General features: G+C 67.6%; 13 protein-coding genes. 3 read left to right on the plus strand and 10 right to left on the minus strand.

Going from position 1 to position 15,139, the window contains the following annotated elements; translation table 11 throughout:
• Positions 1 to 58: 58 nt before the first annotated feature.
• From VGK20_16940 to VGK20_16955, 4 genes are all read right to left on the minus strand, one after another.
• The gene (locus tag VGK20_16940) at positions 59 to 532 is read right to left on the minus strand and encodes a hypothetical protein (GenBank protein ID HEY2775730.1); all 474 of its coding nucleotides are present in this window, start codon (positions 530 to 532) and stop codon (positions 59 to 61) included.
• Between the two features lie 106 nt (positions 533 to 638).
• On the minus strand, positions 639 to 2,936 hold the full coding sequence (locus tag VGK20_16945; protein ID HEY2775731.1) for a penicillin-binding transpeptidase domain-containing protein: 2,298 nt from the start codon (positions 2,934 to 2,936) through the stop codon (positions 639 to 641).
• A 128-nt stretch (positions 2,937 to 3,064) separates the two neighbouring features.
• A complete protein-coding gene (locus tag VGK20_16950; GenBank protein ID HEY2775732.1) occupies positions 3,065 to 4,603 on the minus strand; it encodes a Do family serine endopeptidase in 1,539 nt (512 codons plus the stop codon).
• Positions 4,600 to 4,920 (minus strand): DUF1844 domain-containing protein, encoded by a 321-nt coding sequence (locus VGK20_16955; GenBank protein HEY2775733.1) that lies wholly within the window; start codon positions 4,918 to 4,920, stop codon positions 4,600 to 4,602. Before VGK20_16955 ends, VGK20_16950 begins: the two co-directional genes overlap by 4 nt.
• A 168-nt stretch (positions 4,921 to 5,088) precedes the next feature.
• On the opposite strand from VGK20_16955, the gene cysK reads away from it, so the two are divergent.
• Together cysK and larE are read left to right on the plus strand one after the other, a co-directional pair.
• Positions 5,089 to 6,027 carry a cysteine synthase A gene (gene cysK, locus VGK20_16960; protein HEY2775734.1) on the plus strand — a complete coding sequence of 313 codons (939 nt, stop codon included), beginning with the start codon at positions 5,089 to 5,091 and terminating at the stop codon, positions 6,025 to 6,027.
• Positions 6,024 to 6,890: an ATP-dependent sacrificial sulfur transferase LarE gene (gene larE, locus VGK20_16965; protein HEY2775735.1), complete on the plus strand. Its 867-nt coding sequence runs from the start codon at positions 6,024 to 6,026 to the stop codon at positions 6,888 to 6,890. The genes cysK and larE overlap by 4 nt, the downstream gene beginning before the upstream one ends.
• A 233-nt stretch (positions 6,891 to 7,123) precedes the next feature.
• On the opposite strand, the gene ispD is transcribed toward larE, so the two are convergent.
• Entirely contained in the window at positions 7,124 to 7,834 is a 711-nt protein-coding gene (ispD, locus tag VGK20_16970) for a 2-C-methyl-D-erythritol 4-phosphate cytidylyltransferase (GenBank protein HEY2775736.1), read from the minus strand.
• Between the two features lie 434 nt (positions 7,835 to 8,268).
• On the opposite strand from ispD, the gene VGK20_16975 reads away from it, so the two are divergent.
• Positions 8,269 to 10,152, plus strand: a complete 1,884-nt coding sequence (locus VGK20_16975; protein ID HEY2775737.1) for a hypothetical protein — start codon at positions 8,269 to 8,271, stop codon at positions 10,150 to 10,152.
• 145 nt (positions 10,153 to 10,297) lie between these two features.
• On the opposite strand, the gene VGK20_16980 is transcribed toward VGK20_16975, so the two are convergent.
• The 5 genes from VGK20_16980 to VGK20_17000 form a co-directional block, all read right to left on the minus strand.
• Positions 10,298 to 10,783 (minus strand): CarD family transcriptional regulator, encoded by a 486-nt coding sequence (locus tag VGK20_16980; GenBank protein HEY2775738.1) that lies wholly within the window; start codon positions 10,781 to 10,783, stop codon positions 10,298 to 10,300.
• Between the two features lie 220 nt (positions 10,784 to 11,003).
• On the minus strand, positions 11,004 to 11,918 hold the full coding sequence (locus VGK20_16985) for a dihydroorotate dehydrogenase (GenBank protein ID HEY2775739.1): 915 nt from the start codon (positions 11,916 to 11,918) through the stop codon (positions 11,004 to 11,006).
• 40 nt (positions 11,919 to 11,958) lie between these two features.
• Positions 11,959 to 12,978: a beta-ketoacyl-ACP synthase III gene (locus VGK20_16990; protein ID HEY2775740.1), complete on the minus strand. Its 1,020-nt coding sequence runs from the start codon at positions 12,976 to 12,978 to the stop codon at positions 11,959 to 11,961.
• A complete protein-coding gene (locus tag VGK20_16995) occupies positions 12,975 to 13,982 on the minus strand; it encodes a 3-oxoacyl-[acyl-carrier-protein] synthase III C-terminal domain-containing protein (protein ID HEY2775741.1) in 1,008 nt (335 codons plus the stop codon). Before VGK20_16995 ends, VGK20_16990 begins: the two co-directional genes overlap by 4 nt.
• Positions 13,983 to 14,137: 155 nt before the next feature.
• A partial coding sequence (locus tag VGK20_17000) for a hypothetical protein (protein ID HEY2775742.1) occupies positions 14,138 to 15,139 on the minus strand: 1,002 nt, incomplete at its 5' end.

Genomic DNA, 15,139 nt, shown 5'->3' on the forward strand with positions numbered 1-15,139 from the left:
AAACTCCGGGGCACGGACAGGAACGACAAGTGTCAGGCGTCCCGAGCTCGGGATGCTCTCACGTTCCCCTGGCCGGGTGAATCGCCGAGATGAGCCCTTCCAGCTCGGCTCGGATTGCCGGATCGCTCGGCAGGTGGCGCGAGGCCTCGGCGGCCAGCTGGGCCGCTTTCTGGTCGTCCCTGCGCACGTGCTCGACCCACGCCAGCCACAGCAGCGCGTAGCCGTTGGCTGCATCGAGCGAAACTGCGCGCTCCAGCGCCTCTCGCGCGCCTTCGACCGAGCCGGACGTCGCGAGGTCGGCGCCGGTTGCGGCCAGCCGAAGACTCGCGAGCTCGACGCCGCGATTTCCGATCGGACCGGTCGCGAGCGCTTCCTTTCGCCGCGAGATTTCGCTGCGCAGCGCCGCGCTGCTTCTCGGGAACGACTGCCAGTCGGCGGGCAACCGGACCGCAGGAGCGGCAGGCGTCGCAGCAGGTGGCTCGACGCTGCGGGGCGGACGCGCGACGTTTGCGACGGGTGGCGGCGTCGCCACCGGTGGCCGTGCCGCGATTGGTGGCCGCGCCGACGGCCCGGTCGCGCAGCCCGCAGCAAGGAGCGCCGATGCGGCGAGCAGCAGCCCACCGCCTCTGCGCAGCCTGCTAACGCCAGTCGCCGCCGTGTTCGTCGCACACCTCGTGAGGCTCTTCGCCGGCGAGGAACGCCTCGCGGATCTGCTTGGGGCACTGGGGCCGCGCGATCTTTCCATTCTTCTTGTCGACGTCGACGAGCATGATGCCCGGCGGCACCTCGAAACTGTCGTGAGGCGTGTCACCGAGCGCCTGGCGCATGAAGTCGATCCAGATCGGAAGCGCCGCTTCCGATCCCGGCATTCCCATCGTCGCCGGCTCGTCGAAGCCCACCCACACCGCTGCGAGCAGGTTCGGCGTGAAGCCGACGAACCACGCGTCCTTGTAGTCGTTGGACGTGCCGGTCTTGCCGGCGGCCGGATGCTTGAAACCCTTGCGCCTGGCCGCCGCGCCGGTTCCTCGTTCCATGACGCCTTCGAGAAGATGCGTCACGAGATAGGCATCGGTGGCGGGAACGATGCGGCGGATGTCGCGCGCGCTTCCCTCGACAATTTGCCCCGAGGGATCGACCACCGCGTGCACCGACATCGGCGGCACGCGCATGCCGCCGGTCGCGTAGACGCTGAACACCTTGGCCATGTCGAGCAGCGGCACCGGCTGGCCTCCGAGCACGATGCTCGGGTACACGCCGAGGTCCGGAGTCATGCCCATGCGGACCGCGAGATCGCGGATCGGCTTGACGCCGATGTCCTTGGCGATGCGCGCGACCGCCGAGTTGAGCGAATGTTCGATCGCCTCGCGCACGGTGACGACGCCGTAGAATTCGTTTTCGTAGTTGCGCGGAGACCAGACCTGGCCCTGCCACTCCCACTCCATCTTCTCGTCGACCACCGTCGAGGTCGGCTTGAAGTGGCGGGCACCGACGTGCTCGCTGCCGAGCGCAGCCAGCGCGACGATCGACTTGAACGTCGACCCCGGCTGGCGCCGCATGTCGATTGCCCGATTGAACGTCATGGCGCCGCCGTCGCGGCCGCCGACCATCGCGCGCACGGCGCCGGTCCTCGGCTCCATGACCACCATCGCGGCTTCGAGAGGCTGGCCTGCCTTCGCGAGCGCGTCGCCGATGTCGTGCTCCATCTCGACGACGTTGTCGGCGACGACGTGCTCGGCGATCTCCTGCATCTCCGGGTCCAGCGTCGTGAAGATCGTGTAGCCTGCGCCTTCGCCGATGCGCGCGGGGAAACGGTGGGAAAGCTCGCGAGAGACGTAATCGACGAAATACGGAGCGCGAAGCACGCCGAGGCGAGGCGCGGAAACCTCGAGCGGCTCGCCCACCGCGTTCTCGAACGTCTTCTGGTCGATTTCACCCTGGTCGCGGAGCTGGGCGAGGATGACGTCGCGCCGCACCGTCGCGCGTTCGGGATGGCGCTGCGCAGAGTTGGAATCGGGCGAGCCGATCATGCCGGCGAGCGTCGCAACCTGCGCGACCGAAAGCGCGTCCGGCTCGCGGCCGAAAAACGTCTCGGATGCGTCGCGCACGCCGTGCACCGGGGCGCCGCCGCTGGTTCCGAAGTAGGCTTGGCCGAGAAAGCCTTCGATTTCTTCGTGGCTCTGCGGGGCGGGATTGCCGCCGATGCGGACAATCGGTGCCGCCAGCGCGCTCGCGACGATGGACGATGTCTGAGACGGGACGTCCTGCAGCGTGCCGGAATCGTCGTGGTTCATTGCAAGCGCGAGCGACGGCGCAGCGCCTGCGCGATCGGCGAACAGGCGGCGGTCGCCGCTCGCAAGCGCGGCGCGAACCAGAAGCGGCGGCAGCGACTCCTCGGCAGCAGCGGCCTGGCCCTGCCCTTGCCCGCCGTCAACACCACCGGCCAGCAGCGCCGGCTCGAGGAAGAACTGCGCGATTTCGCGATCGTCCTGGCGCATCGAGACGATGCGCCCGGAATCGTCGAGCGTCATCTGGATGAGGCGCCCGGGCTCGGCGTGATCCGGGTAACGGAACTCGTGCAGGTAGATGTCGAACGCCTGGGACCGGCGCGAGTAGCTGTACGTGCCTCGACGCGACGGCGTGCCGCCGACGCTGGCATAGCCGAGCCTTTCGATGCGACGGCGGAATCCTTCGGTATCGATGCGCAGCCCGGGATAAACCACACAGGTGTCGCTGTAGAGACGCGCCGGCAGATCCCAGTGCTGGCCTTCCGGCCTCGGCGTCGGCGATTTCTCCCGCGCGGCTGCCGGCGCCTTCTCGTGCGCGACGGATCTGGCAGCAGGTTTCGCAGCGGGTCTGGCGGCCGATTTTACCGCGGCCGTTGCCGTTGCCGGGCAGGATGCCGCGATCGTCACCGCGGTGATCATCGCGGTGATCATCGCGGCAATTGCGCCCGGCAGAATCCGCCGACCGCGCCATGCTCGCCGAGCACAGCGAAAACCGTGTGCTGCGTCTGCCTCGCTCGAGACCTTCGATGACGCCCGCCCGCGCGGGCCCCCTCCACTCTTCACCTGTCTTCGTCTCCGTCGTCGGATCCGCCCGGTACCTCGTCGTGGGGCGCTTCACCCTTCTTTTTCACCGTCGGCTTGAGCACGCGGAACAGCGTCTGGTCCCCGCGCTTGACGAGCACGAGAAGCCCCTTGTCCGGCGATGCCTTGTCCATCATGGCGCGGAAGCTTTCGGCATTGGTGACCGGCTGGTTGCTCACCGAAACGATCATGTCTCCGGGTTCGATGCCGGCAGTTTCGGCCGCCGAGTTCTTCGACACTGCCGTCACGACGACGCCGCCGCTGCCCTTCTCGAGGCCGAGCTGCTCGGCGATCTCGGGCGTCACGTCCTGCACCGTCAGTCCGAACGACGAGGCGCGCACCGGCTTGCCCGGCTCTGCTTCGTCGACGAGCTTGGCGACCTCGACGTCGATCGTCAGCTTGTCGCCGCCGCGCATCACGACGAGCTTGGCGGCCTTGCCTACCGGCGTAGCGGCTACCAGTGCGGGAAGATCCTGGGACTTGACGACGTCGGTGCCGTCGAACGTCAGGATCACGTCGCCGACCTTGACGCCGGACTTGGACGCCGGGCTGTCGTTGAAGACTTCCGCGACCAGAGCGCCTTTCGCTTCGGCAAGGCCGAGCGATTTGGCGATATCGGGATCCACCGGCTGGATCTTGACGCCGAGCCAGCCGCGCGTGACGTGCCCTTCGGACTTGAGCTGGGGCACGATCTCGCGCGCCATGTTGATCGGGATCGCAAAGCCGATGCCGATGTTGCCGCCACCGCTCGAGAAGATCGCCGAGTTGATGCCGACGACCTGGCCCGCAAGGTTGACGAGCGGCCCTCCGGAGTTGCCCGGATTGATCGCTGCGTCGGTCTGGATGAAGTCGTCGTAGGGATTGCGACGGCTGATGCGGCGGCCTTTTGCCGAGACGATGCCCGCCGTCAGCGTGTGGTCGAGGCCGAACGGATTGCCGATCGCGAGCACCCATTCGCCGACCTTCAGCTTGTCGGAATCGCCGAGGGAAACCGGAACGAGGTGGTCGGCGCCTTCGATGCGGATCACCGCGATGTCGGTCTTGACGTCGCTGCCGACGACCTTGGCTTCGAATTCCCGCTCATCCGACATCTTGACGACGATCTTGCTCGCGTCCTCGACGACGTGGGCATTGGTGATGATGAACCCGGTGTCGTCGAGCACGAAGCCTGAGCCGAGGCTGCGGCGCGGGCCGGCAAAGCCTCCGAAGGGGTCCTGCGTCGAGCGACCCTGGTCTGAGTCCTTGTCTTCCGACTCGGTCGAGATGTTGACGACCGACGGCGCCAGCACTTCGGCAAGGCCCGTGAAGTCGGGCAGCTTGCCGACGACGGCGCCGTTTCCCTCGGGCATCGAAACAGGAAGAGCAGCCGGATGCTGCGCCAGCGGGGCGACAGCCGCCGGCGGCGCAGTGCCGTCGGCCAGCGTGCTCGATTCGTGACGCGTCGACATCGTGATTCCGATCCCGACGACAGCCCCGACCAGGAGCGCGGTCACCAACAGGGAGCGCGTGGCCTTCATGCCTTGTTTTCCTCTGGCGGCTGCGCGCCGCCGCCCTTGCGGGTCTCTCCGACGTAGCGCATGCGAAGCTCGTAGAGCACCTCTTCGACGAGCTTGGCTTCGTCGTCGCCGAGGTTGCCGCGCGTCTTTTCCGCCAGCATCTCGATCACGCCGATGATCGCGGCTGCCTCGAGGGGGTTGCGCTCGACACTGTTCCCTTTCGGATCGGGGATCGCGCCGAGGAACATCAGCGCCTGGGTGGCCAGGCCGATGACGAAGCTCGAAAACGTGATGGGAGCGGCAGCGCCTTCGGCGCCGTCCATGGTTTGTGGTGACAAGTCTTGCCGACCTCCGAGTCTGTAAAAACTATCAGAAGCAGATGGTGGCTTCATCCGGTGTTGGGCGCCCGGCAGCCGGGCGCGCCTCGTTCGCGAGTCCTTTTGACAGCCTCCGGCGGGGTTCCTATCATCCGCCGCCGCTCCCCGCGTCGCCGAGGGCGGCGCCTCATGCCCCTTCCCTGCCAGGTCGCCGCCGGTTCTCTCGAGCTCATCGGCAATACCCCCGTGGTGCGCCTGCGCCGAGTCTGCGAGGCCTCGGGTGCCCGCGTGCTCGCCAAGCTCGAATCGTTCAATCCCGGCGGAAGTGTCAAAGACCGCATCTGCCTTGCGATGATCGAGGCTGCCGAACGCGACGGACGCCTGCGCCCGGGCGGCACCATCGTCGAGCCCACCAGCGGGAACACCGGCATCGGGCTTGCGATGGTCGCGGCTGCACGAGGGTATCGCCTGATCCTGGCGATGCCGGACACGATGAGCGAGGAGCGACGCAGCCTGCTGCGGGCCTATGGCGCCGAGCTGGTGCTGACACCCGATGCCAACGGCATGAAAGCCGCCATCGACGAGGCCTGCCGAATCGCCGCTTCGGATCCGTCGTTTTTCATGCCGTCGCAGTTCTCGAATCCCGCCAACCCGCAGGCGCACCGCCAAAGCACGGCGCGCGAGATCCTCGAGCAGTGCCCGCGCCTCGACGCCTTCGTCGCGGGGGTGGGCACCGGGGGGACCATCACCGGCGTAGCGTCCGTGCTGAAGGAGCAACGGCCCGGCGCGCGCATCGTCGCGGTCGAGCCCTGCGGGTCCGCCGTTCTTTCGGGAGGCAGCGCCGGGGCCCACCGCATCCAGGGGATCGGTGCCGGATTCATCCCCGACAACCTCGACGTTTCCCTCGTCGACAGCGTCGTCTGCGTCAGCGATACCGAAGCCGAGGAAATGACGCGACGCCTTGCCCGCGAGGAGGGAATCCTTGCCGGGATCTCCTCGGGAGCCGCGGCGCGGGCGGCTGTGCGCATCGCTGCCACGATGGACCCCGAGGCCGTCGTGCTCTGCATGCTCTGCGACAGCGGCGAGCGTTACCTGACCACCAGCGTCTTCGAACGGGGCGGCCTGTGAGCGAGGCGAGCGCGCTCCGCGAACGTCTTCGCGCGTCGCTTTCGCAGCTCGGCTCCGCGGTCGTCGCGTTCTCGGGCGGAGTGGACTCGACGCTCGTCGTGCGCGCAGCGGCCGACACGGCCGGCTTTGGCTTCGTTGCGCTGACGACGCGCTCGGCAACCAATACCGCCGACGAAGTTGACGAGGCTTCGCGCCTGGCCCGCGCGATCGGCGCTGAGCACGTGATCGTCGAGGTCGACGAGCTGGCCACGCCGGGGTATTCGGCCAATCCCGCGCACCGCTGCTACCTGTGCAAGCAGACGCTGTATCCCGAGTGCGAACGGCTGGCGCGCGAACGCGGGCTCGCGTTCGTTGCCGACGGCGTCAACCGCGACGATCTTTCCGACTACCGCCCAGGCCTGCGCGCGGCGGCCGAAAGAGGCGTGCGCCATCCCCTCGTCGAGGCCGGCCTGTCGAAAAACGACGTACGCGTGCTGTCGCGCTTTTACGGGCTGGATACTGCCGATCGTCCAGCGTCGCCTTGCCTTTCGTCTCGCTTTCCCTACGGCACCGCGATCACGCGCGAAGCGCTCGCGCGTGTGGCTGCTGCCGAAGCGGCCCTGCGCGCGCTCGGCTTCATCGAGCTGAGGGTACGCTACCTCGGCGTCCGCGCCCGCGTCGAAGTCGCGGGTCGCGAGCTTGCGCATCTTCGCGACGAGCGCGTGCGCCGCGATGCCCGCCACCGCATCCTCGCGTGCGGCTTCGACGACGTCGAGTTCTCGACGGTCGCGCTGAGGTCCGGCAGCCTCAACGACGCGATTGGCGACGTGACTTCCGACATCCCGGGCGACTCGCAATCCGGTCTCGGATCCAAATCGCTTTAAGCCTGGCGCCGAGAAGGGTCCAGATGCGAGGCGGAGGCGCGTGAGTGAGCGCAGGCGCGCGTCGAGGACGCATCTGGCCCCCTATCGGCGTCCGGCCCAAACTCTCGAAGCGCGTATCTGCGAGCCGGGCGCCGAGAAGGGGTCAGATGCAAGGCGGAGGCGCGTGAGTGAGCGCAGGCGTACTTCCTGTACGCCGGAGCGAACGAAGCGCCGACAACGCAGCAGATGGCCCCTTATCGGCGCCCGGCCCCCGCACGCGGATCCGTCCTGCGCAGCAGCTCGCTCGCAAGGACGAGGTCGGTCTCGATCGTGACCTTCAGATTGCGTCCGAGCGACGAAACGATGCGAACCGGCGTTCCGGCCGCTTCGACCAGCGACGCGTCGTCGGTGTAGAGCTCGCCCGATCGCGTCGCGCGCGCGTGGGAGCTCGCAAGCAGCTCGCGAGAGAAAGCCTGGGGAGTCTCGACGAGCCACAGCGTCGCCCGGTCGATTGCGACCGTGCCGCCGCCGCCGGTTTCCTGGCGCACGCTGTCGCAGGGGCGCGACGCTGCCGTCGCCGCGCCGGCCGCGTGCGCCGCTTCCAGCACCTGGGCCACCGTCAGGGGATCGACGAGCGGCCGTGCCGCATCATGGACGCAAACGATCTCGCAGCGCGGGTCGACGGCTGCGACCCCGATGGCCACCGATTCCTGCCTGGTGCGACCGCCGGCAAGCACGCGCAAGGTGCCGAGCGACTGCGGAAGGCCGCCGAGCGCCTCGCGGAATCGCTCGATGGCCTCGGGCGGCGCCATCACGATCGTTTCAAGAAACGACGTCGCTGCTGCCAGGCGCTCGAGCGTGCGCACGAGCAGTGCCGAGCCGCCGACATCGACGAGGGCTTTTGGAACATCGCGGCCGAGGCGAGATCCGCTACCGGCCGCGGGAATGAGCAGCGTGACGTCCACGCGCCAACCATAGCAGCGAATCCGCGCCGATTTCACACGATCGGGGATGCGGGGATTTTCCAGCGGCCCCCGAAGCCGTGCCACTCGGACGCCCGCGACGACACCGGCTGCGCCGGGTGGCTGCGCCCGGGCAGGCACGCCCGGCCGCGCGCGCGACGGAATTCGTCCGCGGCGCGCGGCCTTGCGAAACGGCCCGCGCCGTCGCGTTCGAGCGCGCCGTGAGAAAGCACTCGCACGGCCCCGACCGGGAGCCCGCGAGTGCGCACAAAAGCGCACGGTATTGCAAGCATCGATTTGCACTTCCAACGTTGCAGCGAACGCCGCTGTGACAGTCGGGGGAAAGCGACAACACGGAGGCGAGTCGAGCCGATTCGTCGTCGGCGTCGCCCCCGCGACGCCTGCGCGCGAAACGTCGGCTCGCAGGAGGTCGACCGATGTTGCCCGAACCCACCGCGCTTTCCCGGACCCGCGTCCGCGTTTCTACCCCGCTGCGGCAGTTGCAGATCTTTCCCCCTGCGCTGCGTGTCGCACTATCTGCGGCGCTGCTCGTTGCGCTCGTTCCTGCCCGGGCACTGGCGCTTTCGTGTCTCGAAGATCGCATCGGCGAGCCGGTCAACTGCACGGCCAACGACGTGCGCATCACCGATTTCCACGACATCGTCGTCACGGACGACGGTTGCGCGTTCGCAGGCGACACCGTGACGTTCAACGCCGTGTTGACCGTCGTCACGACGGCCACGCAGCGCTACGACATCGGGCTCTTCATCGGAGAAGACGGAAGACAGGCTCTCACCGGCGATTGTCGCGTGCGCGTGCTGCCGACGTCGCCTCCTCCGTTCGTCGATCTCGACGGAGACACCTGCGGCGACACGACTTCGTCGGCAACGCTGGAGCTGCCGGTCAAGAACATCACGGTCAACTGCGTAGACTCCGACGGCGACCACAACCTCGACGTCGCGTTCTGCACGAGCTGGGAGCAGAACGCGAATTCGACGTGCACCGGCCCAGGCGACGTGATGGCCGGCACCCCGTCCAAATGCAACTGCCCCGTGCTGCCGACCAACATCCCGATTTTCGTGCCCGAACCCGTCTGCACGGATGCAACCTGCGACGACGGCCTGTTCTGCAACGGCAGGGAAGTCTGCGACCCGACGACGGGTTGCGTGCCCGGCACGCCGCCCGACTGCGACGACGGCGTCGCCTGCACCACCGACAGCTGCAGCGAGTCGCTCAAGCAGTGCGTGCACCAGGGCGACAATACGCGGTGCGACGACGGCGTCGCATGCACCGTGGACACCTGCAGCGCGTCCGGCTGCTCGCACCGGCCCGATAACTCGCTGTGCGACGACGGCAAGTTCTGCGACGGAGCCGAAACCTGCAGCCCGACCGCCGGCTGCCGTTCCGGCACTCCGCCCAACTGCGCCGATACCATCGCGTGCACGATCGATACCTGCAGCGAGGCGAACAAGCGCTGCGAACACACGCCGAACGACTCGCTTTGCATGGACACGGACATCTGCACCGACGACCACTGCGACCCGGCTCACGGTTGCGTGCACACCGACAACTCCGCGCCTTGCGACGATCACAACGTCTGCACGGCCAACGACCACTGCGCCGACGACGAATGCGTGCCCGGCGGCACCGTCTGCGGTGACGGCATCGTCGAGACCCAGTGCGGCGAGATCTGCGATCCGGGCAAGGGCGAGATCTGCGACAACGGCATCGACGACGACGGCGACGGGCTGATCGACTGCGCCGACCCGGACTGCACCAATCCGACCTCCCCTCCCTGCGATGAAAACTGCCAGCCGATTCCGCCGTGCTCGCCGATCCTCAGCGACCCGTCGATCCTGTACCCGAGCATCGACGGCAGCGGCGAAGCGCTCGCGGCAGACGGCAGCGGAGGAGGCTATTTCCAGTTCCACGGCCGCTTCGTACCGGCCGCCGGCATCGATCCGATGGCCGACGGCTTCGTGCTGACCCTCGTCAATGCGAACGGAGAGATCTGGCGCGGCCAGGTCCTGCCGGGAGACCTTCGCAGCGACCCGGGCCGCAACCGCTTCTGGCTGAATTCGACGGTGGCGTCCTCGTCGGCGTCCTCCGGCGGAATCGCCGCACTGCACATCCGCAAGCGCCAGGACCAGGGCGTGACCGACTACGGGATCCGCGCGAGGGCTTACGGCGACTTCTCGCGCGCGACGCTCGCGCAGATGACGACGCAGGTCTACGTCGGCAGCAACGTCGGCTACGTCACGGCGATGTGGACACGCCACAGCGACCGCTGGACGCTGTTCCAGCGCGACCTGCGTCGCTGAGCGCCGGCGGCATGAAAAAAGGCCGGATGCCTGGGGCATCCGGCCTTTTTCACGAAGCATCGGGGTCGGGCACTGGCGCGGCGCCTCGCAATGACGGGCCGGAGGACGGGCGCTGGAGCCCGCCCCCGACACCGGGTGCGAAGGCTCAGTGGCCGAAGATCGTCTTCAGCTCCTCCATGATGTTCTCTTCGGTGTTCGACTTGGCGATCGCGAGCTCCTTGACGAGCAGGTTGCGCGCGGTGTCGAGCATCTTGCGCTCGCCGAACGACAGCTCCTTGTCGCCCTTGAGCATGAACAGGTCACGGAGCACTTCGGCGATCTCGAGCACGGAGCCGGTCTTGATCTTCTCGGTGTACTCGCGATAGCGGCGGTTCCACGTGGCCTGGTCGACGGTGACGCGCTTTTCGCGCAGCACCTTGTAGACCTTGGTGACCATGTCCTTGCCGATCACGCGGCGCAGGCCCACCGACTTGCACTTGCCCGTCGGAATCAGGATCTTCATGTCGGAGTCGAGGATGCGTAGCGAGTAGAAGATCGCGCTGGCGCCCGAAACCGTGCGAGTCTCCACTTCCTCGATGACCCCCACGCCATGGGCGGGGTACACGACCTTGTCTCCAACCTTGTATTCCAAAGAAGCCTCCTGAAATCGGGCACACGCGAAAGCTCGGGAAGTTTAGCTGCGCTTACTTACCGGGTCAATCTTGCGTCTGTGCGAGCCGGTTTTCGCGCGTTTTGCGTCAGCAGCCGCAATGCCTCGGCCGGCGCTGCGCGTGCGGTGCATGCGTCCCGCGCGCCGCACACTCGCCGCCAGACTCGCTGAGAAGAAGCTCGCCGCGCCGCAGCCGGCGCGTTCAGGCGTTCAAGGTGCCGATGATCGAAGTAACGGAGGATTCGCCGAGGCCGGCGACGACGTCGCCGATTTCCCGCGCAATGCGCGCCACCGCGTCGGGGTCGTAGAGCGACGCCGTTCCGACCTCGACCGCACGCGCGCCCGCCATGAGGAACTCGACGGCGTCGCGTCCGCTGCGGATGCCACCGGCGCCGACGACCGGAATGCCGACGGCCCTGGCGGTCTGCCACACCATGTAGAGAGCGACGGGCTTGATCGCCGGACCGGAGAGCCCTCCGCTGCCGTTGGCGAGGCTCGGCCGCCGCGTCTCGATGTCGATCGCAAGTCCCCTCAGCGTGTTGATCAGCGTCAGCGCATCGGCGCCTTCGCCCTCGGCGACGCGCGCGATCTCGGTGATGTCGGTGACGTTCGGCGAAAGCTTGACCCACAATGGACGACGCGTGCGACGGCGCACGGCCGAAATCACCTCTGCCGTCGTCTTCGGATCGGCCGCCAGCACTCCTCCCCATTCGTGCTTGTGGGGACACGAAAGATTGAGCTCGAGCGCGTCGATGCCGTCGGCAGACCCGAGCACGTCGACGACGCGCTCGAAATCGGCCGTGGTGTTGCCCCAGCAGTTGGCGATGACGCGGGGCCCGAGCGTGCGAAGCTTCGGGAGCTTGTCGCGAAGAAACGCGGCGGCGCCGATGTTCTGCAGGCCGATCGCGTTGAGCATGCCCCCCGGCGTCTCGACCATGCGCGGCGAGGCATGCCCTTTGGAAGGCTCGGCCGACAGGCCCTTGACCGACACGGCGCCGATCAGCGGCCACTCGACCAGCCCGTCGTACTCGATCCCATAGCCGAAGGTGCCCGATGCGGCGATGACCGCCGTGGCCAGCTCCAGCGCACCGACCTTCGTCGAAAGATCGACGGTCAATTCATCACCATCGCGATCACCATCGCGGGCACGATCGCGATCACCATCGATAGAGCGCGGATGCCCACGTGAAGCCGGCACCGAAGGCGGCAAGGCACACGAGATCGCCTTCGCGGATGCGTCCCGCTTCCAGGGTCTCGCTGAGCAGGATGGGAATCGTCGCGGCAGTGGTGTTGCCGTAGCGATCGATGTTGTTGACCATGCGGTCGTCGCCGAAGCCGAGGCCCATCGCGACGAGCTGGTTGATGCGCAGGTTGGCCTGGTGGGGAATGACGATCGAAATGTCCTCCTTCGTCTTGCCGACGGCCGCGAGCGCTTCTTCGATCGACTCGGTCATGCGCGTGATCGCGTGGCGGAACACGAACTTGCCGTCCATCTGCGGCCATCCGTAGATGTCGGCAGGAGTCCAGTCCTTGGCCAGGCGCGGCTTGTGCAACGATCCCGGTCCGAGAAGGCAGAGCTTCTCGGCGAAGCTGCCTTCGCAGTGCAGGTTGATCGTCAGAAGGCCGCGGTCCGGCGAAGGCGAAGGTCCTACCACCACGGCGCCGGCGCCGTCGCCGAACAGCACGGTCACGTGGCGGCTGCGATCGGCGAACTCGAGGCCGCTCGAGTGCACTTCGCTGCCGATCACCAGCACGTACCGCGCGCCGCCGGTGCGCACGTACTGGTCGGCGATCGAGAGCATGTAGAGAAAGCCCGAGCACTGGTTGCGCACGTCGAAGGCAGGGCGGCCCGCCAGGCCGAGCCTCTGCTGGACGAATGCGGCGTTGCCGGGGAAATCGACGTCCGGACTGAGCGAGCCGCACAGGATCAGGTCGATGTCGCCGACCTCGATGCCGGCGCGAGCGATCGCGGTGCGCGCGGCTTTTTCGGCCAGCGGCGCGCTGCCCTGGTCGTCGTCCACGTAGTGGCGTTCGCGGATGCCGCTGCGCTGCTGGATCCACGCATCGTTGGTGTCGAGGATCTGCGAGAGCTCGTCGTTGGTCACGACGGTCTTCGGCACCTCGAATCCCGCTGCAAGAATGTGCGAACGCGCGGCAGGCTGGCTGGTGGTGCTCACGGTACCCTCACGACGGCCGAGCCCCAGCTCGCGCCGGATCCGGACGTCACCATTGCGACCATGTCGCCGCTGCGCAAGTCGCCCCTGGCTCTGGCTGTGGCCATGATCACGGGAAGCGACGTACCGCCGCAATACAGAAGGTCGGAGACAAGGATGCGGCCGGCCGCTTCGCCGAGCGCCCTGCCGAGATCGCGCTCGACGCCGGCGTCCAGGTGCGCCACCAGCGTAGCCGACACGTTATCGACCCCGGCCTGCGCAAGCGACGTCGCGAACGCCGCGGGCACGCGCTCGAGCGCCAGCTCGCGAAGCCGGTCGAGCTTCGCGCTCGGGAAATGAAGTCCTGCTTCGACTTTCGACAGCGGAAGGCGGTTGCGCTCCGGCAGCGTCGTTCCTTCGCGAAAACGGCTGGCCGGATACTCGCACCAGTAATCCGCGTGGCGCGATCCGTCGGTGCCGACGACGACCGACAGGATCTCTCCGGCGCCCGAGCCCGCCTCCAGGATGGCGGCCGCACCCGCATCTGCCATTCCGCAAGTGAGCGCGGGGCTTCGCGAGTCGCGCGCGTTGAAGTGCGACGGTGTATCGGCCGCGGCGACCAGCACCCTTTGCATGGTGCCGGTGGCGACGAAGCGCCTGGCTGCATCGAGCGCCGCAAGAAAACCGGTGCACTGGGAACGAAGATCGAGGCCGCCGACGGTGCGGCAGCCGAGCGCAGCCTGCAGCAGGCAACCCGAGCCCGGGAAGAACATGTCCGGCGTATTGGTCGCAAAGACGATCAGGTCAATGTCCGACGCGGCAAGCGACCGCGACGCGAGCGCACGCATTGCGGCGCGTGCGGCCAGCGCCGTCGGCCCTTCGCCGTCCGGGCTTTCGCGCCTCTGGCGTGCCGCCGACCACTTGCGGACGACGGCAACATCGAGACCGGTCTCGGCGCCAAGCTCGTCGTCGCCGACGATCCGACTGGCGGGCTCCGCTTCGATGGCCGTGATCGCGACGCTTCGCATCGTTGGAATTTTCCTCCGCCTCTCCGCCTCTGCCCGGTGCGCGTTGCGCCCGTGATCGGCACCGCAACGCTTCCGTCAGTCGCCGGGGCCAGGCCCCGGCGTCTTTCATTCATCCGTGGCCGGGGCCAGCCCCGGCCACACGCAATTCGAAGCCGCTAGCCGTGGGACGCCGGAAAATCCATCGGGATCGGGCCGCCGTTGGGCGGCGGATACGCCGGATGCGTCGACGGCGGCGGCGGCGGCGCCTGGATCTGCGCGCTCGGCGCTTCCAGGATCAGCGTGTGACCGGCCGGGTCTCGCGTCTCGGAGATCTCGACGTCCTCCAGCACGGTGTCGACGCGGCGGCGGAAGTCGGCCGTCACCGACCTGGCTTCGTCGCGGTCGCGCACGACGAACGGCGTGATCAGCACGATCAGCTCGGTGCGGCGCTTCGAGGAGGTGTCGCTGCGGAACAGGCGCCCGAGCACCGGAATGTCCATCAGGTACGGCACGCCTTCCCTGTCGTCGTTGTTGGCCTCGGCGATGATGCCGCCGATCACGAGCGTCTCGCCGCTGTTGACGACGACGCTGGTCTCGGCTTTGCGCGTCGTGAACGTCGGCGACTGGATGCCGCCGGCGCTCTGGCCCGGCGCCACTTCGCTGACTTCCAGCGAAAGCTCGAGGTTGACGAGGCCCTCGGAGTTCACCTGCGGCAATGCGCGGATCACCAGCCCGGTGTCGCGGTACTGCACGCTCTGCAGGATCTGCGTCGTCGAGTTCGTCTGCACGGTGCTGTTCGACTGCGTCGTCAGGATCGGAACTTCCTGGCCGACGAGCAGGCGCGCTTCCTGGTTGTCGCTCGTCATCAGGTTCGGTCGCGAGAGGATCTTGGCCTTGCCGCGGTTGGCAGCCGCGTCGAGCACTCCGCGATAGATTTCGATGCCGTTGCGGTAAGCCGTCACCGTGCCGAGAAGACCGCCGGAGCCGAGCGTACCGATCAGGCGAAGCTCGCGGCCGAACGCGTCGAAGTAGGAACCGCCCTGGTCGCCGTTCTTGCCGGTGACGTCGGTGTTGGACGAGCTCTTGTTCTCGGTTCCCTGCAGCGCCTGCATGATACTCAGGTGATCGCCTTCGGTCAGCGAGATCTCGGCGATGAGCGCCTCGAACAGCACCTGGCG

It is taken from the genome of Candidatus Binatia bacterium, from assembly GCA_036493895.1.
Lineage (GTDB): Bacteria > Desulfobacterota > Binatia > UBA1149 > CAITLU01 > DATNBU01.

Coding starts and splice junctions, on each gene's coding strand:
- VGK20_16975 (HEY2775737.1), top strand. CDS start 8,269: ATGTTGCCCGAACCCACCGCGCTTTCCCGGACCCGCGTCCGCGTTTCT.
- VGK20_16945 (HEY2775731.1), bottom strand. CDS start 2,936: ATGATCACCGCGATGATCACCGCGGTGACGATCGCGGCATCCTGCCCG.
- VGK20_16995 (HEY2775741.1), bottom strand. CDS start 13,982: ATGCGAAGCGTCGCGATCACGGCCATCGAAGCGGAGCCCGCCAGTCGG.
- VGK20_16950 (HEY2775732.1), bottom strand. CDS start 4,603: ATGAAGGCCACGCGCTCCCTGTTGGTGACCGCGCTCCTGGTCGGGGCT.
- cysK (HEY2775734.1), top strand. CDS start 5,089: ATGCCCCTTCCCTGCCAGGTCGCCGCCGGTTCTCTCGAGCTCATCGGC.